At 45.9% G+C, this 24755-nt stretch carries 20 protein-coding genes; 8 read left to right on the top strand and 12 right to left on the bottom strand.

Features of this window, described 5'->3' with window-relative positions:
* Positions 1-196 precede the first annotated feature (196 nt).
* From rpiB to glyA, 3 genes are all read right to left on the bottom strand, one after another.
* The gene (gene rpiB / locus FPL27_RS19590; RefSeq protein ID WP_143962931.1) at positions 197-631 is read right to left on the bottom strand and encodes a ribose 5-phosphate isomerase B; all 435 of its coding nucleotides are present in this window, start codon (positions 629-631) and stop codon (positions 197-199) included.
* Between the two features lie 72 nt (positions 632-703).
* Complete coding sequence (gene tatC / locus FPL27_RS19585) at positions 704-1537, bottom strand: twin-arginine translocase subunit TatC (RefSeq protein ID WP_143962930.1); 834 nt, start codon at positions 1535-1537, stop codon at positions 704-706.
* 64 nt (positions 1538-1601) lie between these two features.
* Positions 1602-2870 carry a serine hydroxymethyltransferase gene (gene glyA / locus FPL27_RS19580; protein WP_143962929.1) on the bottom strand — a complete coding sequence of 423 codons (1269 nt, stop codon included), beginning with the start codon at positions 2868-2870 and terminating at the stop codon, positions 1602-1604.
* Positions 2871-3110: 240 nt separating this feature from the next.
* Between glyA and FPL27_RS19575 the strand changes: the two genes are divergently transcribed.
* Entirely contained in the window at positions 3111-3824 is a 714-nt protein-coding gene (locus tag FPL27_RS19575; protein WP_143962928.1) for a head GIN domain-containing protein, read from the top strand.
* Positions 3825-3984: 160 nt separating this feature from the next.
* Here FPL27_RS19575 and FPL27_RS19570 read toward each other — a convergent pair whose 3' ends face one another.
* On the bottom strand, positions 3985-6255 hold the full coding sequence (locus tag FPL27_RS19570) for a TonB-dependent receptor (protein ID WP_143962927.1): 2271 nt from the start codon (positions 6253-6255) through the stop codon (positions 3985-3987).
* Between the two features lie 115 nt (positions 6256-6370).
* Between FPL27_RS19570 and FPL27_RS19565 the strand changes: the two genes are divergently transcribed.
* The gene (locus tag FPL27_RS19565) at positions 6371-6748 is read left to right on the top strand and encodes a UDP-glucuronosyltransferase (protein WP_143962926.1); all 378 of its coding nucleotides are present in this window, start codon (positions 6371-6373) and stop codon (positions 6746-6748) included.
* Between the two features lie 279 nt (positions 6749-7027).
* Here the strand turns inward: FPL27_RS19565 and FPL27_RS19560 are convergent, their stop codons facing one another.
* Positions 7028-7252 (bottom strand): hypothetical protein, encoded by a 225-nt coding sequence (locus FPL27_RS19560; RefSeq protein ID WP_143962925.1) that lies wholly within the window; start codon positions 7250-7252, stop codon positions 7028-7030.
* 433 nt (positions 7253-7685) lie between these two features.
* Between FPL27_RS19560 and FPL27_RS19555 the strand changes: the two genes are divergently transcribed.
* A complete protein-coding gene (locus FPL27_RS19555) occupies positions 7686-8771 on the top strand; it encodes an IS110 family RNA-guided transposase (RefSeq protein ID WP_143959643.1) in 1086 nt (361 codons plus the stop codon).
* Positions 8772-9582: 811 nt separating this feature from the next.
* On the opposite strand, the gene FPL27_RS19550 is transcribed toward FPL27_RS19555, so the two are convergent.
* From FPL27_RS19550 to FPL27_RS19540, 3 genes are all read right to left on the bottom strand, one after another.
* Positions 9583-10725 carry a cysteine desulfurase family protein gene (locus tag FPL27_RS19550; RefSeq protein WP_143962924.1) on the bottom strand — a complete coding sequence of 381 codons (1143 nt, stop codon included), beginning with the start codon at positions 10723-10725 and terminating at the stop codon, positions 9583-9585.
* 93 nt (positions 10726-10818) lie between these two features.
* A complete protein-coding gene (gene glmM / locus FPL27_RS19545) occupies positions 10819-12207 on the bottom strand; it encodes a phosphoglucosamine mutase (RefSeq protein ID WP_143962923.1) in 1389 nt (462 codons plus the stop codon).
* A gap of 68 nt (positions 12208-12275) precedes the next feature.
* A complete protein-coding gene (locus tag FPL27_RS19540; RefSeq protein ID WP_143962922.1) occupies positions 12276-12506 on the bottom strand; it encodes a hypothetical protein in 231 nt (76 codons plus the stop codon).
* A gap of 73 nt (positions 12507-12579) precedes the next feature.
* Between FPL27_RS19540 and mazG the strand changes: the two genes are divergently transcribed.
* Positions 12580-13383, top strand: a complete 804-nt coding sequence (gene mazG, locus FPL27_RS19535) for a nucleoside triphosphate pyrophosphohydrolase (RefSeq protein ID WP_143962921.1) — start codon at positions 12580-12582, stop codon at positions 13381-13383.
* A 159-nt stretch (positions 13384-13542) separates the two neighbouring features.
* Positions 13543-15300, top strand: a complete 1758-nt coding sequence (locus FPL27_RS19530) for a chloride channel protein (protein WP_143962920.1) — start codon at positions 13543-13545, stop codon at positions 15298-15300.
* 872 nt (positions 15301-16172) lie between these two features.
* Here FPL27_RS19530 and FPL27_RS19525 read toward each other — a convergent pair.
* Complete coding sequence (locus FPL27_RS19525) at positions 16173-18203, bottom strand: protein-disulfide reductase DsbD family protein (protein ID WP_143962919.1); 2031 nt, start codon at positions 18201-18203, stop codon at positions 16173-16175.
* An 809-nt stretch (positions 18204-19012) separates the two neighbouring features.
* On the opposite strand from FPL27_RS19525, the gene FPL27_RS19520 reads away from it, so the two are divergent.
* A complete protein-coding gene (locus tag FPL27_RS19520) occupies positions 19013-19576 on the top strand; it encodes an ATP-binding protein (RefSeq protein WP_143962918.1) in 564 nt (187 codons plus the stop codon).
* A gap of 272 nt (positions 19577-19848) precedes the next feature.
* Here FPL27_RS19520 and FPL27_RS19515 read toward each other — a convergent pair whose 3' ends face one another.
* Positions 19849-21237: a dipeptidase gene (locus FPL27_RS19515; RefSeq protein WP_143962917.1), complete on the bottom strand. Its 1389-nt coding sequence runs from the start codon at positions 21235-21237 to the stop codon at positions 19849-19851.
* Positions 21238-21565: 328 nt separating this feature from the next.
* Here FPL27_RS19515 and FPL27_RS19510 point away from each other — a divergent pair, with 328 nt between their 5' ends.
* Both FPL27_RS19510 and FPL27_RS19505 read left to right on the top strand, forming a co-directional pair.
* Positions 21566-21949 carry a RidA family protein gene (locus FPL27_RS19510; RefSeq protein WP_143962916.1) on the top strand — a complete coding sequence of 128 codons (384 nt, stop codon included), beginning with the start codon at positions 21566-21568 and terminating at the stop codon, positions 21947-21949.
* Between the two features lie 39 nt (positions 21950-21988).
* Positions 21989-22462, top strand: coding sequence for a hypothetical protein (locus FPL27_RS19505; protein WP_143962915.1), 474 nt, complete (start codon positions 21989-21991; stop codon positions 22460-22462).
* A gap of 144 nt (positions 22463-22606) precedes the next feature.
* Here the strand turns inward: FPL27_RS19505 and FPL27_RS19500 are convergent, their stop codons facing one another.
* Together FPL27_RS19500 and FPL27_RS19495 are read right to left on the bottom strand one after the other, a co-directional pair.
* Positions 22607-23461: a DUF4412 domain-containing protein gene (locus tag FPL27_RS19500; RefSeq protein ID WP_185974427.1), complete on the bottom strand. Its 855-nt coding sequence runs from the start codon at positions 23459-23461 to the stop codon at positions 22607-22609.
* A gap of 184 nt (positions 23462-23645) precedes the next feature.
* Positions 23646-24698, bottom strand: a complete 1053-nt coding sequence (locus tag FPL27_RS19495) for an aminotransferase class I/II-fold pyridoxal phosphate-dependent enzyme (RefSeq protein ID WP_143962913.1) — start codon at positions 24696-24698, stop codon at positions 23646-23648.
* Positions 24699-24755: the final 57 nt, after the last annotated feature.

Below are 24755 nucleotides of genomic sequence, written 5' to 3'. Positions count from 1 at the left end.
TGGTTGTCGGTTCAGGAGCTGCGCTATATTGGTAGAAGGTAGATGTCCCGATTGGCGCCCCTAAAACCTGGCAGGTTTTAGGGGCGCATCGGGACGGTAGAAAGTAGAGAGATGAGGGTGGTGCGGTAACCCCTAACCCTCGCCGCGGTGGCTAAGGCGCAGCCAGCCACCCTGCGGCGAATCTACTTTCTACTATCTACTTACAAGCAATCTTATTCACTCTATTCTCATGTCTGCCGCCTTCGAAGTCGGTGGCTAGGAAGAGGGTGGCCATTTTTTCGGCTAATTCATAAGTGACGAAGCGGGCGGGGATGGCTAGGACGTTGGCGTTGTTGTGCTGACGGGCTAGCTCGGCGAGTTCTTCGTCCCAGCAGAGGGCGGCACGGATGCCTTGGTGTTTGTTGGCTGTGATGGCCACACCGTTGCCGCTGCCGCAGATGACAATACCCAGGTCATGCTCGCCGTTTTCAATGGCGGTGGACAATGGGTGTACATAATCGGGATAATCCACAGAGGCGTTGGAGTCTGGGCCGAAGTCTTTCACTTCATAACCTGCTTCTGTCAATGCTTGGACCATTTTGGCTTTATATTCAAATCCGGCGTGGTCACCGCCTATTGCTATCTTTTTCATGTTGTGTGATTTTATGAATTTTGTATATCCGCTTTATTGCCAGGCAGGCTGGCATCATTGCGGATAATCATATTATGAATTTAATGCTTCTTCTTTTCGCTGTCTTTCTAATCGCTTGGCTATCATTATTCCTGCTTCATACAGTACCAAAATCGGCATGGCTATCAATATCTGGCTGATCACATCTGGTGGAGTAATCACCGCTGCAATGACCAGGATGGCCACAATGGCATGTCTCCTATAACCTTTCAGCATCTCTGAAGTCACCAGACCGGAGCGGGAAAGGAAATAGATCACCACCGGCAACTGGAACATGATGGCCGAGGCCAGCACCAGCATGATCACGGTAGACACGTATGATGTGATGTCAAACTCGTTGAGGATACTGGGGTCCAACTGATAATTGGAAAGGAAATTGATCGATAGGGGAGCTAGGATGAAATAGCCGAAAGCCGCCCCGGAGAAAAACAACAGGCTGACAAAGAACACGGCGCCTTGGGCTGCCTGCTTTTCCTGATTGTAAAGACCAGGGGCTATGAACCTCCAAACTTCCCAGAAAATATAAGGGAATGCCACGATGATCCCCACCACGAAACTTGAGGTCACGTGCATGGAAAACTGTCCCGTCATCTGCCTACTTTGAATGATGAATGGGAGTTCATCGATGCAAAGCGCGGTGATATTAAGCATGCCTCCCAGCTCGCATAACATCCGGTAGGTGAAGAAATCTGTTTTGGAGGGGCCAAGTATGATGGTCCCAAATACTATACTTTTGGAAAGGAAGGCTAGGATAGTGAAAACCAATATGGCCGCAATAGACCGGAGCAGGTGCCAGCGCAGCTGCTCCAAGTGGTCTAAAAACGACATGTTGGCATCCTCTTCCTCGTGTAATTGATCAAGGGCCATGGTTAAGTACGAAGTTGAGCAGATGTAAAACATCGGACATCGGACATCCGACATCCGACAGTTATTAATAAAGTGGGAATCCCACCATCCAGTCGTTGACTTCTTGTTTTATTTTTGAAAGTTCTGTTTCGTTGTCGTGATTCATGAGGGCGCGGTCGATAAGGTCGACGGTTTTGATCATGTCGTCTTTGCCTAGGCCTCTGGTGGTCACGGCAGCGGTACCGATTCTCATGCCGGAAGTTACAAATGGAGACTTGTCGTCAAATGGCACCATGTTTTTGTTGATGGTGATGTCCACTTTGCCCAAAGTCTCTTCAGCCTGCTTTCCAGAAAGGTCTTTGTTTCTCAAATCGATCAGCATCATGTGATTGTCTGTACCGCCTGAGATGATTTCGTAGCCTTTTTCGACAAATGCCTCGGCCATTGTAGCAGCGTTTTTCTTCACGTTGACTACATAGTCCATGTACTCGTCGGTAAGGGCTTCGCCGAAAGCGACTGCTTTGGCCGCGATGATGTGTTCCAACGGTCCTCCTTGAGTGCCTGGGAAAACGCCTGAATCCAACAATGCAGACATTTTTCTCAATTCTCCCTTAGGGGTTTTGATGCCGAAAGGATTTTCAAAATCTTCACGCATAAGGATCAAACCGCCTCTTGGGCCTCTTAAGGTTTTGTGAGTGGTGGTGGTCACGATATGGCAATGGTCCAAAGGATCGTTAAGCAAACCTCTGGCGATAAGTCCGGATGGGTGGGAAATGTCGGCAAGCAAAATGGCACCTACCTCATCGGCGATTGCTCTCATGCTTTCGTAATCCCAGTCGCGGCTATATGCAGATGCACCGCAGATGATGAGTTTTGGCTTCACTTCGCGGGCTTTTGCCTCTACCATGTCATAATCGATCAGGCCGGTTTCTTTTTCTACTCCGTAAAAATGCGGTTCGTAAAGCTTACCGGAGAAGTTTACCGGGCTACCGTGGGTAAGGTGTCCGCCGTGTGAAAGGTCAAAACCAAGAATAGGATCGCCTGCTTTCAGACAAGCAAGAAATACAGCTGCGTTGGCCTGGGCACCGGAGTGTGGTTGTACGTTGGCCCAAGTGGCGCCGAAAAGTTCTTTGGCACGGTCGATAGCAAGTTGCTCCACTTCATCCACTACTTCACAGCCTCCATAATATCGTTTGCGGGGAAGTCCCTCTGCATATTTGTTGGTCAAAACGCTTCCGGCGGCTTCCATCACCTGCTTGCTGGTGAAGTTTTCCGAGGCAATAAGCTCTATACCGGTTTTCTGACGGTTTTCTTCTTTGTCGATTAGGTCAAATATCGCTTGATCTCTCTGCATGATCTGGTTTTTTTGTTGAGATGAAAATCGCCCCATTTGGGCCATGGCCTGGGCGAGTCCAAAATTAGCGCTAAAGTATGTATAATCCAATTGAATAGGTCATTGCTTAGGATAGCAGAATTATTTTTCGTAAATTTTGTATCATACCTCAATATCAGTCGGTTAATTCGGCTACTTTATACGATTCCAAGATTGTTTATTGTACTTTTTTGTTAACTTGCGCCAATCCCTTATTGAAAAATGAAAAAGAAAACATCTTTTGTAATCCTCTTGTTGCTCGTAAGCCTCTGGGGCTGCACCCAATCGGGCATAGAAGGCAACCGTGAACTTGATACCAGAGCCTTTGTCTTTGATCATTTCGATATGCTGGAAATTGACAATGTTTTTCTGGTGGATCTGTATCAGGCAGATGATTATTACGTAGAAATTGAAGCCGAGGAGAACCTCATGGATTACATCCGCCTGCGGGTGGACGGTGAGACGCTTAAGTTGGCTTTTAAAGAAAAAATCCTTCCCAACCATCCCATCAGGGTCAGCATCGCTACCCCCGAACTAAAGGAGATAACCATCCGTGGTGCCTGCAGGCTGAGAACTGTGGAGCCATTTGTCACCCCATCTATCACCATCAACGCCCAAGGTGCATCGCATGTCTTAATGGATCTAGTGGCCGACGAGGTACACAGTTACAGCCAGGGCGCTGCTAAGATTGAGCTTTCCGGGAGTACGAATCTCTTGGTTAAGCAGATGGAAGGCGCGGGAGTTTTCAATGGACTAGGCCTGGGTGCCAATAATGCCCGGGTGAATCTGCAGGGTGTTGGAAAGATATCGGTGAATGTGTCGGAAAACCTGGATGTGAATATTGATGGACTGGGGAAAGTGGAGTATGCTGGTTCGCCTCCGGGGCTGGTGAAGAATATTAGTGGATTGGGGAAGATTGTTGCGGTAGGTAGTTAGTTGTTGTCATGGTTGTCCGGCCCCATGTTCGGGGCCTCCCGCAGGAGGTAAACTGCGCCTCTCGGGGCCTGTTGTCATGGTTGTCATTGTTCTATTCACGTAAGCCGCCTTCATCTCTCTACTATCTACCATCTCGCAGGGATATCTACTCTCTACCCAATTAGAACTTGAACCTCATATGCAGTGACACGTTTCTGCCCATTTGGGGGATGTGGAAGGGGCGGTAGAGGGACATGTGGTCGAGGTAGTTGAGGTTGAGGAGGTTGGTGCCGTTGAGGTACATTTCTATGTTTTGGCCAAATAGATCTACTTGGGTGCCTAGGCTTAGGCCTAAAAAGTAGTAACCAGGGGTGGTTTCCTCCAAAGGGGCCGCTCGATTTTGATCCATGACCCAATTTCCTCGAATTGCTGCGTAGGGATTGGAGATTTTTCCGGCAGTTAGATTCGAAGTATAAGCAAGTTCCTGCTCCCATCTGAATGCAGGAATGTAAGGAAGGTATTCGCCTGTTGACCTTCTTTGTCCTACCACCATGCTGTATGAAGTTTGGAAATTTAAACCTTTGATGTTTGCCGGATGGAAATCCAGGTGAAATTCTCCACCATATAATCTGGCGTTATCCTGTTCAAATTCCCAGACGGTGAGGTCACCTTGGCGGGCATCGGTGGGGGTGAAGAAGATGAAGTTATCCACATGGTTGTAAAAAAGCTCGGCACCTAGGGTCAACTGGGGAAATTTATATCTAATCCTCAAATCCCCCTGAATGTTCTGCTCGCGTTCAAAATTAGAATTCCCCAGTTCAAAGCGGGATGTTCCCGGATGGGGGCCGTTGGAAAACAGTTCGGCAAGATCTGGTGCTCTAAATCCGGATGCCAAATTTGCACGGAATCTCCAGCGATCATTAGGCATAAAAGTGGCCCCACCGCTTGCAGTCATCCCTCCAAAATTCCTTTCCAGCATTCGGTTGTTGGGAGAACCTGAGAGTTCAAAGCCATAGTCAAGAAATTTCTGATCTCTGGCATCGGCGACGACCTTTCGGTAGTCATATCGTGTTCCACCTTGCAATACCCATTTGTTTTTGCTGTAGTTTAAAAGTGCATAAACCGAACGGTCATCTTTGGTAGCATCGGGGATCAGGATTTCTTCCGCATTGGCGTAGTTTTCATTTTGGAGGTAAAAGCCTTGGACACCTACTATAAGTTCAAGGTCTGCACCTAATCCTTTGTAGTATTTTGCATCATACATGAAGTTTTGTTGCCTCAGCCCAAGATCTACTTCGTTAAAATCATCCTCAATTTCTTCCCTATAGTTAAGGTGATAGCCAAATGTTAGTTTCAGGCGGTCCTGACCAATATAGAGATTGGTTTCTGAACTCAGGAAGTGATCCGTTACGTCTTGGAAAGGCAATTGCATGCTTCTGTCGTTTCGGAAAGTTATCAGTTCATCCCGTTGATCTTCCTCCAAGATTCCGAGGTTTTGTTTGAGGTAGGTGTATCGGAGGCGCGTATCGCCCCATTTACCCACCCAACCGGCACTGGCTTTTACGTTTCGGGTGTTGAATCTGGTGTTTCCGACGGTTTCTCCATTTCCGGCCAGGTAGTCGGCATGTGATTCCTCCGCTGCTCGCATGGACCAGACGAAACCGTTTTGGGTTGTACCTTTCACTCCGGCATCCAGTCTGCCACCTAGGGAGTTGCTGTATCCCCGAAGGTTGACGTCACCGGTGACTGAACCGCGATCAGCGTCACGTTCCTCAATGATGTTGACCACACCGGCCATGGCACCCGAACCGTAAATGAGGGAAGCTGGTCCTTTGACAAGTTCCACGCTTTCAATGCCTGTTTCGGTAAGGCCGAGGCCGTGGTCTGCACCCCATTGCTGGTTTTCGAATCGGCCGCCTTGATATAGGGTAAGCACTCTGCTGAATGACATGCCGCGGATTACGGGTTTGCTAATTCCGGGTCCCATGCTGACCTCACTTACGCCTGGTGTCCGGGTCAGGGAGCTCATTAGGCTAGGGGAAGGGTTTTTGAGGAGGTCAGTCCGGTCCATTTTGGAGATAACCACGGGAGATTTTTCCCTGCTCATGATATGTGCACCGGAAACTACTACTTCATCAATGGTGGTGGCGGATTGGGCAAGTGAAAAGTTAAACTCTTTGTTCTGTCTGGTGTCTACTTTGAGGATTTTGGTTTGGTAGCCCATGAAGGAAAGCTGAAGTGTGAGGGTTTTGGCTGGAATATCATCTATTTCGAAGTGACCATTCATATCTGTGACTGTTCCTCTGTTCAGTTCAGGAAGGTAAACGGTCACGCCGGGCAGGGGTGAGGAAGTTTCCTCATCGGTCACTGAGCCTGTAAGCTTGCCTAAATCCGAGGCCCAGCTACAGTTGAAAATCAGTAAGAGGTTGAAAATTAATAGTAAATGCTTCATACAGATTGGTCGAATATTATTTATCGACAGTACAAAAATAATTTAATTGTAAACCTTAAAAAAATATTAGGCTTGCCTAATTTAAAATAATAGATAATTCTAATTAATTTGCGGTATGATTGATTTTGAATTTAGACCGAATACCTATTTTGATGGCACAGGTCCATCGGCCCTATTGGCCAAATTAAGCTATCCTGAGAGTCAGTGGGGCGAGGAGATCAGTATATATGCGGCCCCTTTGGATGGGGAAATATATTATGAAGTGGTGGATTTTTATGGGAATGATTTTAAGGTGACGCCTAAAAAGTCGAGGCAGCCTCTAAATTTGCAGGAATTCATCTTTTTGATTGAAACGATGGAGAATACGTCTCAATCGCAGGAGGGAAATGTACAGTTGACCTTGTCGGGGATTCCGCAGGTGCAGAGCAATATTTATCCGCAGTTGGAGGAGTATTTTGAGGAGAAAAGGGGGACCTTTGGTTTAGAGGGTTAATTCCCGATTGACGCTTCGCGTATCGGTAGGTTTAGGGGTTTAGAGATGAAGGTGGTGAGCGGGAAGAGGCGTGAATGAAACCTGGCAGGTTTCCTATAGGTTGGTGCGGATTATTTTTGTTCTTTCTGTTTTTAGCGAGTCTGATAATCCTGATTTATGGAAAGATTCTTGAAAATAATGTGGGAGGCACAGCCTCAATTTTCGGGGTACGCAAGGCAGAGCCTTGGTACAACGGGTGTGAACATCCCCCTAACCCCCTTCAAAGGGGGAATTGTTACATTAAAATTCATTGAAAGTTTCTGCGGGGCCGGGGGAGTAGTGGTTGAACCAGTATTCGTAGGTTTCGTAGAGGATGCAATCGGGGAGCTCGATTCCTTGAAAAAATAATTTTTTGATGCTCCCGGCGGGCAGGAGTTTCCTGAGCTTTTCGGCCTGTTCGAGGGTAAGCTGGGACAGTTGGATGAATTTTTCTCCGTCTATCCACATGGGTATCAATCTGTTCATCGCTAGCGGTTTGGCTACAAAGTTGCCCTAAACTATCTAAAATATATTTAAGAACAAATTAGGGAAATGTTAAATTTAGTCGTGGGTCAGGTTACTAGAGAAAACAATGGGTCACGAAGTCGCACTAAGGCCTTAAGTGAGTAAGAGTTCACGCAACGACGCAACGGAAAAAATACGCAACGGGCGCTGCGGCTTCTTCGCTTATTAAATAGGGTACTAAGTAGCACTAAATCAAAGGGGCACATAGGACACGAAGGAAAAAGAAGGGCACGAAGGAAATGGGTCACAAAGTTGCACGCTTGTCCCGAGGAGCTTTTCGCGGATCGGGAAAGTAAAAAGACCACAAAGGTATTATGTTTGAAAAGTAAAGCATAAGCTAAAATTCTTAAATTAAAGGTATAATCCTACTTATCACTTTAAAAGAACATAGCTTATGCCACGCACTAAAGTTAACCAGAAATCCTTTGAAGGACAATGCTTCTATATCGGAATCGATGACCACTTAAGAAACTGGCTGGTCTCCATCTTCGGGGAGCTTTATGAACACAAGACCATGAGCAGGGACAGAAATCCCGACCAGTTGGCCGATTACATGAATGCGAGCTTTCCGGGAGGGACATACAAAGCTGTTTATGAAGCGGGTTTCAGCGGATTCGGCACCTGTAGGAGGCTCAACGAACTTGGTATTGAATGTATGGTCCTCAATGCGGCCGATGTGCCGACGAGCCAAAAAGAAAGGCTTCAGAAAAACGATTCGGTCGATGCCAGGAAGCTGGCCAGAATGCTCCGTGGCGGTGAGCTTGAGGGCATCCATGTCCCAGATACCATTCTAGAGGCTGACCGTACGCTGTGTCGGGTCCGGGATACTCTTGTCAAGGATATGACCCGGAACAAAAGCAGGGTAAAATCTATCCTCATGCAGTTTGGGGTAGAGATCCCTGCCCGCTTTTCGGCAGTGCAGACTAGGTCATGGTCAAAGGTTTATATGGAATGGGTTCTGGGGCTTGAAGAACTACATCCGAGTATTAGGCAGACTATAGCCGCCTTGGTGGAGAGCGGCATGGCGCTGAAAAAAAATATTCTGAATATAACCCGTCAGATACGCGAACTTGCCGAAAGTGACAGGTATCGGGATAATTGCGATAGATTAATAACCATACCCGGTGTGGGGCTGGTTACGGCTATGAACCTGCTGACCCAGCTGGGCGATATAGAGCGGTTCAAAACACTGGATGAGCTTTGCCATTATATCGGTATTGTGCCGAACACCAGGAGTTCCGGTGAAAAAACTGCCACCGGCAAGATAACCAGAAGAGGCAGGAAGAAAATTAAGATCTTGCTCATTGAGGCCTCTTGGGTAGCCGTAAGAAAGGATCCTGCCCTGATGGCAAAGTTTAACGAACTGAGCAAAAGGATGAATAAAAACAAGGCAATCATCAGGATCGCCAAAAGCCTGCTCAACAGAATCCGCCACATGCTCCGCCATAAGACAGAGTATGTGACCGGTGTAACGGGTTAAGGAATTTTAAAAAACCAATAATGACCGAGTAATCTTGGAAAATTGGACGGGGAATAAACGGTAGTGTGTGCCTGCGGCACCCGTAAGGGAGGACCGTTACACAAAGGTTACGTCCCCTTCCTCTTTAAAATGAAAAATACATTGCGGCCGAAACGGACTGCTGATAGGAGATTAATTGAAGAGGTTACAAAAGGTCAAATTATATGTATATGAGGAATACGGGATTTATCTTTTCCCCCTAAATACAAAGATAGTTCTTCCCGAATTCCTGTAAAGGCTGAAATGAACGGCGCTGGGGCGCCGGCCTTGACAGGAACCCGTCCAGAACTGAGAACCGCATTTAAGAGGAAAAAGATAAATACAGGAAAAGTATGCAAAAAAATAGCTTATTCCTTGATTTTCAACATAGGAGGGCACCAAGGAAAAGGAAGGACACGAAGGAAAATAAATCACTAAGTCGCACTAAGTTCAAAAAAGAAGTCGCACTAAGTTTTCCTCGACGCGGATGAAATGAGCACGATGGGCACAAAGAAAAAAAATAAGGGCACGAAGAAAAAGGGTCACGAAGTCGAGGAAGTTAAAAAAAGAAGTCGCACGAAGTTTACCTCGACGCGGATGAAATGAGCACGATGGGCACAAAGAAAAAAAAATAAGGGCACGAAGAGAGAAGTGGGGTTTTGTCTAAATTAATCGTAGAAATGGCAAGGAATAACCGTCGTCCTAGTGAGGTACTTTGTACCTTAATAAATAATGAATGTAGAATGATGAATGATGAATAATGAAGTGGGCGCCTAATTCAGAACTAATCGCCTTAGACTCCCACTGCATACATCTCTTTCAATTTCTCTACTGTGTAATCAATTTCTTCGGCGGTGTTGTAGCGGCTAAAGGAAAAGCGGACTGAGTCGCGGCCGGGTTGGGCGTTGAGGGCTCGGAGGACGTGGGAGCCGACTGTGGCGCCGCTGCTGCAGGCACTGCCGCCGGATGCGGAAATTCCGTGGAGGTCAAGGTTGAAGAGTAGCATGCCGCTGTTTTCCTCGGAAGGTGGCAAACTCACATTTAATACGGTATAAAGGCTTTGGTCCAAGTCGGCGGAAAGGCCGTTGAACTCAACTCCAGGGATAGCCTGCTTAAGCTGCCCGATCATGCGGGATTTCAGGAGCTCGATATGTCTTTGATGTCCTGACATGTCTTCATAGGCCAATTCCAAGGCTTTGGCGATGCCAACAATGCCACAGACATTCTCTGTGCCACCACGCATGTTTCTTTCCTGTCCGCCACCATAGATGAACGGAGAAATCTTTTTATCCTTTCTCACAAAAGCAAAACCGGATCCTTTTGGGCCATGGAATTTATGGGCAGAACCCACCAAAGCATCAATATCCATCTTCTTGACATCATGAACATAATGCCCCATGGTCTGCACGGTGTCGGAATGGAAAAATGCCCCATATTCTTTAGCCAAAGCTCCTATGGTTTCGATGTCGTTAAGGTTACCGATTTCGTTATTGGCATGCATTACTGAAACTAGGGAATTTGGATGCTTTTCCAAAAGCTGCTTCAATTGATCCAAATCAAGTTCTCCCTTTCCGCTCACATTCAAAAGGCTCAATTCGGTCATGCCTTTTTTCGCACAGTTCTGTAAAGTAGAAAGCACGGCGTGATGCTCAATTGGAGAGGAGATGGCGTGTTTGATGCCGTGCGATTGTAGGCCACATACAAGTGCGGTGTTATCCGCCTCGGTACCCCCTGAGGTGAAGAATATTTCAGCAGGTGTAGCATTTAGCAATTCGGCGACTTTTTTCCTCGATCTTTCGATGGCTGTTCTTACCTCTCTGCCGTGTGAATGCACAGAGGATGGGTTGCCATAGTGCTCCTTCATAAAAGGGATCATGGCCTCAATTACTCTGTCATCCATCGCGGTGGTCGCCGCATTGTCTAAATATACTCGCATCTTATAAATTTTTGAATTAAAAAAAATTATGAATTGAGAATTAAGAATGATATTTCCATCCCAATTATTAATTCCCCATTCATAATTTCTAATTTATTTAGAAGTTATCACTTCCTTAATATCATACATAATCTTATGCGCCAGGTGCTCGGCCGTAGATTGGGTCTCGGACTCGGCGTAGATTCTGATGATGGGCTCGGTGTTGGATTTTCTAAGGTGAACCCACTCTTTTTCAAACTCCACTTTCACCCCATCAATAGTATTGATAGGCTGCTTTTGGTATTTGCTTTTGATTTGCTCCAGCACTTCGTCCACATTGATCTCGTTAGTAAGTTCAATCTTGTTTTTGGAGATGTGATAATTTGGGTAGCTGGCTCTTAAACGTGTCATCGGCTTATCGAATTTGGCCAAATGGGTTAAGAAAAGCCCAATTCCAACCAAGGCGTCACGGCCATAGTGAGATTCTGGGTAGATCACGCCACCGTTGCCCTCACCGCCGATGATGGCGTTGGTTTCCTTCATTTTGTTTACCACGTTTACCTCGCCCACAGCTGCAGCATGGTATTCTCCGTTGTGTTTTTCAGTCACGTCGCGGAGAGCACGGGTTGAGCTAAGGTTGGAAACAGTGTTTCCTGGAGTGTTGGAAAGCACATAATCGGCCACAGCTACCAAAGTGTATTCTTCACCGAAAGGTACCCCGTCTTCACTTAGGAAGGCCAAGCGGTCCACATCTGGATCCACCACTATGCCGAGGTCAAACTGCCCATTTTTAATCTTGTTGGAAATATCCCTCAAGTGCTCAGGCAGGGGTTCCGGATTGTGTGGGAAGTCCCCGTTTGGTTCGCAGTAAAGCTCCTCAATCACTTCAACGCCTAATGCTCTAAGCAGTTTGGGAAGGGCTAGGCCTCCTGTAGAATTTACGCAGTCGATAATCACCTTGAAGTTCTTGGCGGCAATGGCTTCTCGGTCCACAAGTTTGAGGTCCAGCACATGCTGCACATGTCTGTCAAGATAATCTTCAATTAATGTATAGCTTCCAAGCTTTCTTACTTCGGCGAAGGTGAAGTCATCATTTTCGGCTTTATCCAAAACGGTCTTACCTTCTTCATCATTTATGAATTCGCCCTTGTCGTTTAAAAGCTTGAGCGCGTTCCACTGTACTGGGTTATGGCTAGCGGTAAGGATAATTCCCCCGCCGGCTTTTTCTAGGGGAACGGCAAGTTCCACAGTTGGGGTGGTGCTAAGACCAAGGTCTATCACATCGATACCCAGTCCCTGCAAAGTGGCGGTAACCAGTTTGCTGACCATTTCACCAGAGATCCTTGCGTCCCTGCCGATGACGATGGTTGGATTATTGGTTTTTTCCAGCACCCAGGCCCCATAGGCCGCGGTAAATTTCACTACATCCACCGGGGTCAGGCCTTCGCCCACTTTGCCCCCGATTGTCCCTCTTATACCGGAAATCGATTTAATTAATGCCACTTAGAAATAGTTTATATGTGTAAGATAAAAAAAGTCCCTGGACTTAAGGAGCCACCAGGGATTGGCATTTATTTGAATTTGGCCAAAACCTTATCAACCTCGTTGTCGGGATTGCCACAGCTTTCTCCTTCATCCATTTTCTTGCCACAATACCCGCAGGATTCGCCGGACTTGTTCAAGTAGGGGTTTTGGGAGGCGCAGGTGCCCTTAAACTGCCCGTTCTTCAAAAACAGAAGCCTTACGGACATCAACAGGAAAAACAGAGCCAAGAAACCTAAAGTCAAATACAGAGTTGCCATATCAAATTAATTTGCACAAATTTACGGAATACTTTCAAAACGTCCACACGATCCTAATAGTTTCCCCTCCAATATGTCACAACTATCCAATCGAAAATCTCAACTGGAAGCTTTTGATAAACTCCTGACCATCATGGAGGAGCTCAGGGAGCAGTGTCCTTGGGACAGAAAACAAACTTTGGAAAGTTTGCGACACTTGACTATTGAGGAAACTTTTGAGCTCAGCGATGCCATTTTGGATAATGACCTGCAGGAGATCAAGAAGGAACTTGGGGATATTTTATTGCACATTGTTTTTTATGCCAAAATCGGCTCCGAAAAAGAGGCTTTTGACATGGGCAGTGTGATCACTTCTCTTAACGAAAAGCTCATCCGCCGCCACCCCCACATTTATAGCGACACCGTGGCCAATGATGAGGACGGGGTAAAGGCCAACTGGGAAAAAATCAAACTGAAGGAAAAAGGCAATACCAGTGTGCTAGGTGGTGTGCCCCGCAGTTTGCCGGCCTTGATAAAAGCCATGCGGATACAAGAGAAGGCCCGTGGAGTTGGTTTCGACTGGGAGGAAAAAGAGCAGGTCTGGGAAAAGGTAGAGGAAGAAATGCAGGAGTTTAAATCTGAATTTAACGCCGCTGCCCCCGAGGAAATCAACAAGGAAAAAGCTACTGCTGAGTTTGGGGATTTGCTGTTTTCTTTGATCAATTACGCCAGGTTTATCGATATCAATCCTGAGGAAGCCCTGGAAAGAACAAACTTGAAGTTTATAAAGAGGTTTCAATTCTTGGAAGAAGCAGCTAAGCGAGACGGGAAGTCGATAGGGGAAATGAGCTTGGCGGAGATGGATGTGTATTGGAACAGGGCGAAGGAAGGGGAGTGAAGTGGCTTAAATCGTGGTGGAAATATCAATCGAAAATAATAATGAAGGCGATATACATTTTAAAATGATGAATGTCGAATGATGAATGATGAATAATGAAGAGGCTAAAAATGTGGATGAACTTGGTACCTGGTACCTGGTGCATTGTACAATGAAAAAATGCTAAACCGATTCCTCATCTGGAGGCTGAAGAATCTCAGCACCAAGAATTTTGTACTTATCCTCAGTGGGATCATTGGGGTGTTGGCGGGGCTGGCAGCGGTAATATTGAAAACTCTGGTTCATACGATCCAGGATTTCCTTACTCAGGGCTTTGCTATTCAGGATGCTAATTTCTTTTACATTCTTTACCCCGTTCTCGGGATTGCCCTGACTTTTTTGGTGGCCAAATATATATTGAAAGATTATGGGGGACATGGAATTCCTGACCTGCTGTATGCCATTTCTAAAAACAACAGTATCATTCCAAGAATCAAGACCTTTAGCCGGGTGGTTTCTTCTGCTATCACAGTTGGGTTTGGTGGTTCGGTAGGTCTGGAAGCCCCGATCGTTGTAACCGGTTCGGCCATCGGTTCCAACGCCGGACAATGGATGCACCTGACGGCAAAAAAGAGAACCTTGCTTATTGGTTGCGGGGCAGCAGGGGCGATTTCTGCGATTTTCGGGGCTCCTATCGGCGGGGTGATTTTTGCCATTGAGGTAATTTTGGTGGAAATTAGCGTGGGGAGTTTCATTCCTCTGTTGATAGCATCGGTGGCTGGTTCGCTTACCTCCATGGTGTTGCTCGGTGAAGATGCGATTTTCTCCTTTAATATTACAGAGAAGTTTACTGCTGGACATACGCCTTACTATTTGCTATTGGGCGTTTTGACTGGGGTGGTATCCCTTTATTTTAGTCGATCGGTTTTGAAAGTGGAAAACCTGATTGGGAAGTTTGAGGATCCCTGGATGAAGGTTTTATATGGCGGTGCTTTACTGGGTTTCATCATTTTCTTCTTTCCGCCGATCTACGGGGAGGGGTACAATGTTCTCAATACACTGATAGAAGGGGACCCGCAGCAGTTGCTCAACAACAGTCCTTTCTTTTCCGAGATTAACAATCCCTATTTCATATTAGCATTTTTGATCATGATTATCGTGCTCAAGCCTGTTGCTGCTGCTTTGACTATTAGTAGTGGAGGCAGTGGGGGGATTTTTGCTCCTTCCTTGTTTGTAGGAGGCATCACAGGTTTTCTTTTTGCCTATAGCAACAATCTGCTAGGACAGATTCCTTTACCTGTGGCTCATTTTACTTTGGTTGCCATGTGTGGGGTGATGAGTGGGGTGCAGCATGCGCCGCTTTCGGCGATATTTCTTATTGCAGAAATTACTGGGGGGTATGAGTTGTTTGTGCCGCTGATGTTGGTGTCGGCAATTTCCTTTTTGACCACGACATATTTTGACAAATATTCCATTTACATCAAGCAGTTACATGATCAAGGGAGGCATTTGCCGGAGACTAAGGATGAGGAAGTGTTGGGTTTGATAGACATCAGGAGGATAATGGAGAGGGATTTATTGCCTATACATCCAGATTCTACCCTAGCGGACTTATGCAATTTGGTAAAACTATCGAAGAGGAATATTTTCCCCGTGGTGGATGAGGATGGAAATTTGAGCGGGATTGTCACTTTGGATGACATTCGGGAGATCATGTTTGATAGTGAAAAACAGGATTTGGCCATCCGCCAACTCATGCACAGTCCGCCGGATCATATAGGTCCGAATGAAAGTATGCAGGAAGCCATGAACAGGTTTGAGAAGACTGGTGCTTGGAACCTGCCAGTGGTAGATAATGGACGGTATTTAGGTTTTATATCCAAGTCGCGTATTTTCAATGCATACAGGAAAAGATTAATTAGACAAAACCAAGATTAAGCCCATAAAATTTTATTCTGATTGGGTACTTATCCACCTTCCTTTTGCTAAAGCCAAATAGTCATAATCGCTCAGGCTTCAGTTTATCCACAAAAAATCATGTTAACTTAGAGGCTTTAAAATGCTAAATAACAGGGTGTTATGAGGTGTTTGATAGGGTGTGTGGATAAGTGTGGATAAATGTGGAAAAGTATTGCTAGGAAAATTCAGGAATTCGTAATGTGTTGATATAAACGTTTTTTGTATAATTCTGATAGGTGTGGAGCTGGTGAAAATTGCTTAGGTGAAAGGGGTGTTTTGGAGGTTTTTGGAAATAAAATTTGGTTAATTTTTACCAGTATTACCCAGGTTGAATTTTTTATTGGAATTATGCTAATGTTGGATGGGTAAGAGGTAAATTAATTATGGGTTAAGTGATAAAATGGTTCACGAAGTTTAGTGGAAAGAGTTCCACGCTACGGGCGCAACGGAAAAAAACGCAACGGGCGCAGCGGCTTCTTAGAATTTATCACCACAGATTGCACAAGGTTAAATAAGTCACGAAGTCGCGCAAAGTTAAAAATAAGGGCATGGGGTTCACGCAACGGGCGCAGCGGTAGAAACGCAACGGACGCAGCGGCTTCTTCGCGGAGAAAATGGGGCACAAAGTTTAGCGGAGTGAGTTCACGCTACTGGTGCAACGGCTATTTCGCGAGAAATTGCAAAGCTTAAATGATAAAAAAAACCTTCTAGGCCTCGTGTTTTTTTATGAGACCTCGAAGGTTTTAGTGCAGGATTAATTGGGGGTGCAAAGTCGGAGACGTTCGCACAACGAGAATTAATTCTCGCTGGGGTCGTGGCGTTGTATCGCTGCGCCGTGGCGTGAAATCTTATTACCGCCTTCTCTCGAATTCCTCTTTGGCGTCATCGAGGAATTGGACAAACCTGGCCACATTGCTGTCGTAGCCTTTTGGGGTGGCGAGGAGCTCCTCGTTGTGGTCAAGGATGACGTAATAAGGCTGCGCGTTGTTGTTGAAACGAGTGATCTGGAAATCGGCGTTTTGCTTGCCGATGGTTTTTTTCACTTTACCGTCGTAATCGGAAGTGTACCAGTCATTTTCCGGCAACTCATAGCGCTCATCGATATAAAGTGCCACTACAACAAAATCTTCCTTAAGCCTTTTCAATACAGGAGATTCAACCCACACTTTGGCTTCCATTTCACGGCAATTGACACAGCCGTGGCCGGTAAAGTCGATAAACAAAGGTTTGTCGGCTCTCTTGGCTGCCGCTAAAGCTTGCTCATAATCAAAGTAACCTTCTAAACCATGCGGTAAGTGGAGGAAATCGGAGAATTTAGGGGTGTCATCCAGAGTGGAAACTCTTCCTGTTCCCCCGCCATCTTCTCGGATGACTTTGATCAGGTTGAAATCATGGGTAGACATTGGAGGTAGGTAGCCACTGAGCGTTTTCAAAGGCGCTCCCCAAAGTCCTGGAATCATGTACACTACAAAGATGAATGTCGTCATGGCCATTAAAAGCCTAGGAACGCTGACTACTTCTACCGGGCTGTCGTGTGGCAGACGGATCTTGCCAAGCAGATAAAGTCCCAGAAGGGTGAAGATCACGATCCAGATTCCAATATAGATGTCTCTGTCCAAAAGTCCCCAATGGTAAACCTGGTCGGCAATACTGAGGAATTTGAATGCAAGTGCAAGTTCCAAAAAGCCTAATACCACTTTCACTGAGTTGAGCCAGCCACCTGATTTTGGAAGAGTGTTGAGCCACTCGGGGAAGATTGCAAATAGGGTAAAGGGAATGGCGAAAGCCAAAGAGAAGGCAAACATGCCCAAGATTGGCTTAGCCAACTGTCCACCAGCAGATTCGATCAGGATGGAGCCTACGATAGGCCCGGTACAAGAAAATGATACTAGCACCAAGGTGAAGGCCATGAAGAATAATCCGGTAAGACCGCCTTTATCAGCTTTGGAGTCAACAGCGTTGACTAATCCGCTTGGGAGAGTTAATTCAAACATCCCTAAGAAAGCTAATCCGAAGAAGATGAATATTAAAAAGAAAAACACATTGGGCACCCAATGCGTCGAAAGCCAGTTGGCAAACTCAGGTCCCTGGATGGCGGCCACCAAGGTTCCTGCTATGGTATAAATGGCAATGATGGAAAACCCATATATAAATGCGTTTCGGATGCCTTGCGATCTGCTTTTGGACCTTCCGGTAAAGAAGGTTACGGTCATGGGGATCATCGGGAACACGCAAGGCGTAAGCAAAGCGGCAAGTCCGGCTAAGAAGGCTACCACCATAAAAGTGATCATGCTGCCTTTGTCCTCACCTGTTTCTATATGAGAAGGGCGGGCTTTTGAGGGGAGGTCATCGGCCTCTTTGGTATCCACTTCCCCGGTACCGGCAGGTTCCGCTGTGGAAGTTGTTGGAGCTGAACCTAGGTTGATTTCAAATTCTTCGTCGAAAAGGATGCATTGGCCGGTAACTTCAGAGCACATCTGGTATTCCAGCATGCCTTTGATGAGGGCATTGTCATCTGTGATTTTTATTTCTTGGCGGAATTCCCCCGTTTTGTCAAAATATTTTACCTCACCTTCCCATACATCGTCGTATTTGGTTTTTGGCTCTACGGCCTTTAAGTCACCTATGCGCTCGATGCCTGAGGAGCCGTCCAAGTCAAGTTCAATTTGGATGGGGCCAAAGTCCTCGAATTCGTTGGAATAGATGTACCAATTTTCGGGGATTTCAGCTTTGAAGATAATTTGGGTTTCCTCCCCCGCCTTGGGGTTCTGGTTTTGCAGTTCCACGCTCCAGGTGGGAGGGGCGATCATTTGGGCAATACTGCTGAAGGATAATAAAAAAAAGAAGGTAAAACCTAAGGCAAGCTTATGGTAATTCAACATTGTTTTGGGATGATGTTAGCTAAACTCAATAAACAAGGGCAAATAACGGAAATTAGTTCCACATAAGTAAGTGCTTGAGGTCACATAAAGAGGGCATGACGGTGGCTTCATAAATAGAAATTGGTCACGAAGTCGGAATAAGTTTAAAAGAAGTCGCAGGATAGGGCTCCAACGCGGAAATAGAAAGGGTTCACGCGGCGGCGCAGCGAAGAAGGCGCAACGAGCGCAACGGCTCCTACGCGGATTAAATTGGTCAAGTAGTAATAAAGAAAAGGGGCACAAAGGGCACAGAGGAAAATAAGGGCACGAAGGTCTCAAGGCGGATTAAGTAGGTCACGAAGTCGCAATAAGTTAAAAAGAAGTCGCAGGATAGGGCTCCAACGCGGAAATAGAAAGGGTTCACGCGGCGGCGCAGCGAAGAAGGCGCAACGAGCGCAACGGCTCCTACGCGGATTAAATAGGTCACGAAGTCACGGGAGAGGGGGCACAAAGGGCACGAAGGTAAAAAGGGTCACAGCTTGTCCCGAGGAACTTTTTGCGGATCGGGAGAGTCACGATTAGTTTAAAAGAAGTCGAGGGGATGGAAGACCGAAGACCGGAGACGGAAGATGGGAGACCGAAGACTGAAGTCGGGAGAGGGGTCATAACTAAGTGGTCAAAATGGAAAAAATTAATGTTAATTAAATGTTAATAAATTATTATTTAAGATATAAAAACATCATATTTATATGGTGATACTGGGTATTATTGGGATATAATTATGTAGAATTTGCATATAATAATATTGTTTTACTTAAATAGTTGTAGTCATGGTAAGAATAGACGTTGTTGGATTGCCGGGGGCCGGAAAGACTACATTTTTGAAAAACCTTGTGATTGAAAATGTAAAGACAGAAAATTACCTTCGAGAGAAAGCAGTGGTTACCACATTGAAAGCGAAACTGCTGCTTCAATTACTACCCCCAAAACAGAACAGGTCTTATTTAAAGTCACTTTTCACCGACTTTGTCAATGGATATGATATTGATCTACAGATAGAAAAAAATCGCCTGCAATTTTATCAAAACATCCAAAAAGACCAGCTCCATGTAAGGAAGGATTATGTGTTGTTCTACAAGAGGCTGGCTTGGCTGATGAAAAGGTTTACCGAGGTTGAGATTTTGGAGGATTACTCCAACAAGCAGCCTGATCAGGATTTTGTCATTTTTGATGAGTCGCTTTTACACAAACTGATCCTTTTCTATGTCAATCTGGGCTTGGAGAAGGAATTCAGTACCTGCCTTGCATCCATTTCCCCACCAAAAGGCTTGATTATTTTCAAACATGACCTATCAATAGCTTCGGAAAGGATAATAAGGAGAAGGGAAAAGTAGAAAATAGGACGGCCGGCAGATGGCAATGAATTGGAAAAATTGAGAGGGGAAAATCTCAAATACCAGAATCTTTTAAATGCCTGCGTCGAATTTTTTAAAAATAAAGTTCCTATTATAGAAATTGATTTAAAGGAACCCGAAAATATCAGCACCGCGCTGCTAAATACATATTTTAACAGCTTTAATAAAGCTGCCCCAATCCAGACTAGAAAAAATGTAATTGCTTAGAGAAATCAAAAAAGGCGGCCATAGATGTGGCCGCCTTTTGTAAGTTATTTATTCGAAGATTGTCTGAAATATTTGAAGAACATCGCGATGGTTTCTATGCCCATGAAGTAGTTCTTCACGCCGTAGTGCTCGTTTGGTGAGTGGATGGCGTCGGTATCCAAGCCAAATCCAAGAAGAATTGGGTCGAGCCCTAGTTCCTTCTGGAAAAGGGAGGTGATAGGAATTGATCCACCTTCACGAGTTGGGATGGCTTTTTTGCCAAAGGCTTCCAAGATGGCTGATTCAGCGGCTTTGTACCCGGCAGAATCCGTTGGTACTACAGCAGGGTGGCCACCATGGTGTGGGGTCACTTTTACCTTTACTGATTCCGGAGCGATTGATTCAAAATGTTTTTGGAACAAGTCGGAGATCTCTTTGTGGTCCTGATTAGGCACCAATCTCATTGAAATCTTGGCGTAGGCCTTGGAAGGAAGTACTGTTTTGGCACCTTCTCCAGTATAGCCCCCCCAAATTCCGTTCACATCCAAAGTAGGACGGATACCGGTTCTTTCAATGGTAGTAAAGCCGTTTTCGCCGTGCACAGAATCTATGTTCAGCTTTTTCTTATAATCTTCTTCATCAAAGGGAGCTTTATTTAACTGCTCACGGTAGGCAGCGGAAAGTTCTTCCACTTTGTCGTAGAAGCCAGGGATTGTGATGTGGTTGTTTTCATCTTGCAAAGAGGCAATCATTTTACAAAGGATGTTGATCGGATTGGCAACCGCTCCGCCATAGGTACCGCTGTGCAAGTCGCGGTTAGGTCCGGTAACTTCCACTTCCATATAGGCTAATCCTCGTAATCCAACCGTGATGGAAGGATTTTCAAGGGAAAGCATGCTTGTGTCAGAGATTAAGATCACATCGGCCGCAAGTTTTTCCTTGTTTTCCTTTACGAAGATGTCCAGGTTGCTGGAACCTACTTCCTCTTCACCCTCGATCATAAACTTGATGTTGCAGGTAAGTTCGTTTGTCTGCATCATGGCTTCGAAGGCCTTGACGTGCATGTAAAACTGGCCTTTGTCATCGGCAGAGCCACGGGCAAAGATGGCGCCTTCCGGGTGCATTTCGGTTTTCTTGATCACCGGCTCAAAAGGAGGGGAATCCCATAGTTCGTATGGATCGGCAGGCTGCACGTCGTAGTGGCCGTACACCAACACGGTGGGAGCAGATGGGTCAATAATTTTTTCACCGTATACGATAGGGTAGCCGGCGGTCTGGCAAACTTCTACCGTGTCGGCGCCTGCTTTTTCAAGGCTTTCCTTCACAAATTCCGCCGCTGCCATCACATCACCCTTGAATTTGGGGTCGGCGCTCACTGAGGGAATTCGAAGGAGGTCTAAAAGTTCGTTGAGAAATCTGTCTTGATTGTCGTGGATATATTGTTTTACTGCCATTTTATGGGTTTTTCGTGTAAATGTTTTGCAAAATTACGGTTTTATGTGGAGAGAAAAAATGGGGGTGGCGGATGTCGGGTGTTGGATGTCGGATGTCAGATGTCAGATGTTGGATGTCGGATGTTGTCCGCTTCGCCGTTGTCCGCCCGTGGGTCGGCTTCGCCTCCCCTGGCAGTTGTCGAGTTGTCGGGGTTCTATTTTGGCGCCCAGCAGGGGTTTATTCTCGGGAGGGATGAAGCAAGCATGGTACTTAGTTCCCTAAATTTAAGACGATGGTATGTTTTCAAATGAGGAAGGGCTATTTTTAGGAAAAATATAAAATAAGCACATGTCAAAAAGAATAATCAACTCAAAAGCTGCTCCGGCACCGATCGGGCCTTATAGCCAGGCGGTGGAAGTCAATGGTACACTTTACATCTCTGGACAGATTCCTTTAGATGCAGAAACGGGGGAACTGGTGAACGAAAACATTACCGAGGAGACTCACATGGTGATGAAAAACCTGGATGCTGTATTGAGCGAGGCGGGGTATAGCTTTGCCGATGTGGTGAAGTGCAGCATTTTTATCAAAAGCATGGATGACTTTGCAACCATTAATGAGGCCTATGGGCAATACTTCAAACAAAACCCTCCAGCAAGGGAAACGGTGGAAGTGAGCAAGCTTCCGAAAAATGTGAACGTGGAAATTTCCTGTATTGCGGTAAAAGGGTAAACTTTTAGCCATTCAGATTGTTTTTTTGGTGTGAACTTCATGCCTGTACATACCGAGATCCTAGTTTCCAGTCTTTCACGCACTGAAGTGGTGAAGAGACTGGACCTGATGACTAGGGAGGTGAACTATCTGGATTACGAGGAATATAGCCACAAGCAAAAATTCAACGGAAGGGTGAAGCCGGACTCGTTTCACCTTTCCTTGAAAATGGATCGTGCGGACACTTTTTTACCCTTAATTACCGGAAAAATCGAATCCACCAATCAGGGCAGCATACTTTTTATCAGCTATACCCTTTTCCCGGGGGCTATCTTTTTCTTGTATTTTTGGCTAGCCATAGCCATGATAATGGGAATGTATTTTACTTTTTTGGAGGATAACCTTCTCTTCGGCACTGTCAGTCTCCTGATTGGCTTGGCCAATATGGCCTTCGCCTGGCATCATTTCAACCGCAAAGTCAAAACCTCCCAACAGATATTCCACAAGATGCTTGACCTTCAGAATAAAGGGTAAACACTATGCAAGTAGGTGTAGAGGTTTATTCCCGGCGCTGACGCGCAGCGGGAGGGTTAGAGGTTTAGAGATGAAGGCGGTATACGTGACTGCCTTCATTTCTAAACCCCTAAACCTTCCCGCAGGGAAATTAAACCTCTACACCTATTTCTCTGCCGTGAGCATATTGGGGTATTCTGCCATGTGGATGGTCAGGGAGTGGTTGTCGTCAAGTTCGGTGATGAGGAATTTCATATCAGTCTTATCGGTCTTGCTGATGTAGTTCATCTCGAGGATGTTTCCGTCAGGAAGGTTGGAAAAAGCTTCGGATTGTTGGCCTTTGAATTTTTGATTGAAATAGGGGCTGCTGTTGCCCCAAAAAGCTGCGGCACCCTCGATTGGCTCTTGAGTCACCCAGTAGGTGCTGCGGTATTCCTCATCTTCGACCTCATATTCCTCACAAAGGTGACCTAAAAGTGTTTTGGTGTTGCCTGTTTTTCTCCAGTCTAAGCTTTCCAAATCTACCTCTTCTTCAGGGTTTTCGGCATCCTCGGGCATAGCCTCGGCAAGTTCCTGCCAATTGATGGAGTAAGCCATGCTTTGGCGCTCACCGTCGTTTTCCATTAGTACTACCGTGGCATCGTTTTTCATGTCAAAAATCATAAGCATCTTTTCGGCTTCTTTGCTCTGCATCTGCACAGCGGTGTATTCGTTATCTTTGCTGAGGTAAGACTCCATGACCATGGGGTCCATGTCGCGGCCTTTGTTGTCCTTTCCTGTGATCTCAACTACAGCTCTGCCGTCAAATTGGTACATGTCCTCGACGGACACGTCCATGTTCATGCTGTTAATTACTTTGCTCCAGTCCACAGGGCGGCCCTGTGCATCTGTTTGCTCGCCGAATATGGCCACCCAGGTCTTTTCCACCTGTCTTTCCATGGCCTTTTCAACTTCTTTTTCAACCTTCCGCTCGACTACACGTGAAGCTGCCCGCTCGGCACCTCGTTTGATTCGGTTCATCAACTGGGCTTGGCAAACATCTATAGTACAAAATAATAACGCTAAAATTAGGGGGGATATAATACGTATTTTCATGGCATTGTGTTTTTGTAGTGGATATATCCACTAACTTACCAAAAAACTACGTAAAAGTCTAGTAATTAATGGGTTGAATGAGCGTAAGGCAAGGCTCATTGATAATTTCTTATAGACTGTTGAGTATTGCAGCGACTTTTTCCAAATCGGACTTTTGATGATAGCCTGATACCACAATCCTGTTTACCGCGGGGTCTTCCAGAAATGGGTAAGGAAACGAGCTGATGATGATGCCGTTTTCTGATAGTAGGCTGACCCATTCCTCATTGTCAAAAGTAAATACGGGGTAGCCGTCTGCATAATGTATGTCAGGGTTATCAGTGGTAAGGTGATGGAAGTAGGAAACGTTGTCCTGTAGCTTAATCCGTTGCCTTTCAAAATGATGGGTGCCATTTAAAAACGCCTCAAAAAAGGCTGGGGGTGGAGGGGAGGCTGTCCTGAATTTAATCTCAGATTGAAGTTTTTCGATAAAGTATTTCGGGCCCAAGACGATTCCGCCTGGTAATCCTAGCCCTTTCCCCAGCGAGCCGCAGGTAATAACTGCTACGTTTGGGTGGTTGAATTGACTGTAGGTTCCATAAATTCCTTGACCCAAAACTCCGAAAGCATGGCTATCGTCGATTAGCAGGGTGTACCTATTTTTAGGTGAAAGCTTCTTCATCCAATCAAAAGAATGGACCTTAAGTTTGAGTGGATCAACGGCATTGCTTACAAATGCGATGTGTTTGTTTTTGTAGCCTTGCGAAATGGTGAGGCAATCTTTTTCCCACTCCTCCATACTCATAGTGGAAATAAAACCTGCATCATTTGGCTGAATTGCCGGGTGGGCATCTGGCGAGACAATTACTAAGTCCGCTGTCTTTTTTAGAGTTTGTACAGCTACAGAACCCGCCAGAAAACCGCTGCTAAAGAGCAAGCCTGCCTCAGCACCTGCTTCTTGAGCAAAGAGCTGTTCAAATTTCCCATAGACTTCTAACTGAACGTTGCTACTTCTGCTGGAACCGTGGTTGAGGCCATATTTGCGGATGGCTTTCACCACTAAGTCTTCAAATTCTTTGACCGAGCCGATACCGAGGTAGTTAGTTCCGCTAAAGTAAAGGTACTCCTCTGTTTGGGAAGTGATGCTTCTGTCCGGTTTGGAGTCTATGGGATAGTGTTTCATTGATTTCGGGGGTTAGGGGTCGGAAGACGGAAGCCTGCCTGACTAGGCAGAGGCAGG

The organism is Litoribacter populi (assembly GCF_007483685.1).
Taxonomy (GTDB): domain Bacteria; phylum Bacteroidota; class Bacteroidia; order Cytophagales; family Cyclobacteriaceae; genus Litoribacter; species Litoribacter populi.
Note: the sequence above shows the minus strand (reverse complement) of the source record. Positions and strands in the feature narration are given on the sequence as shown.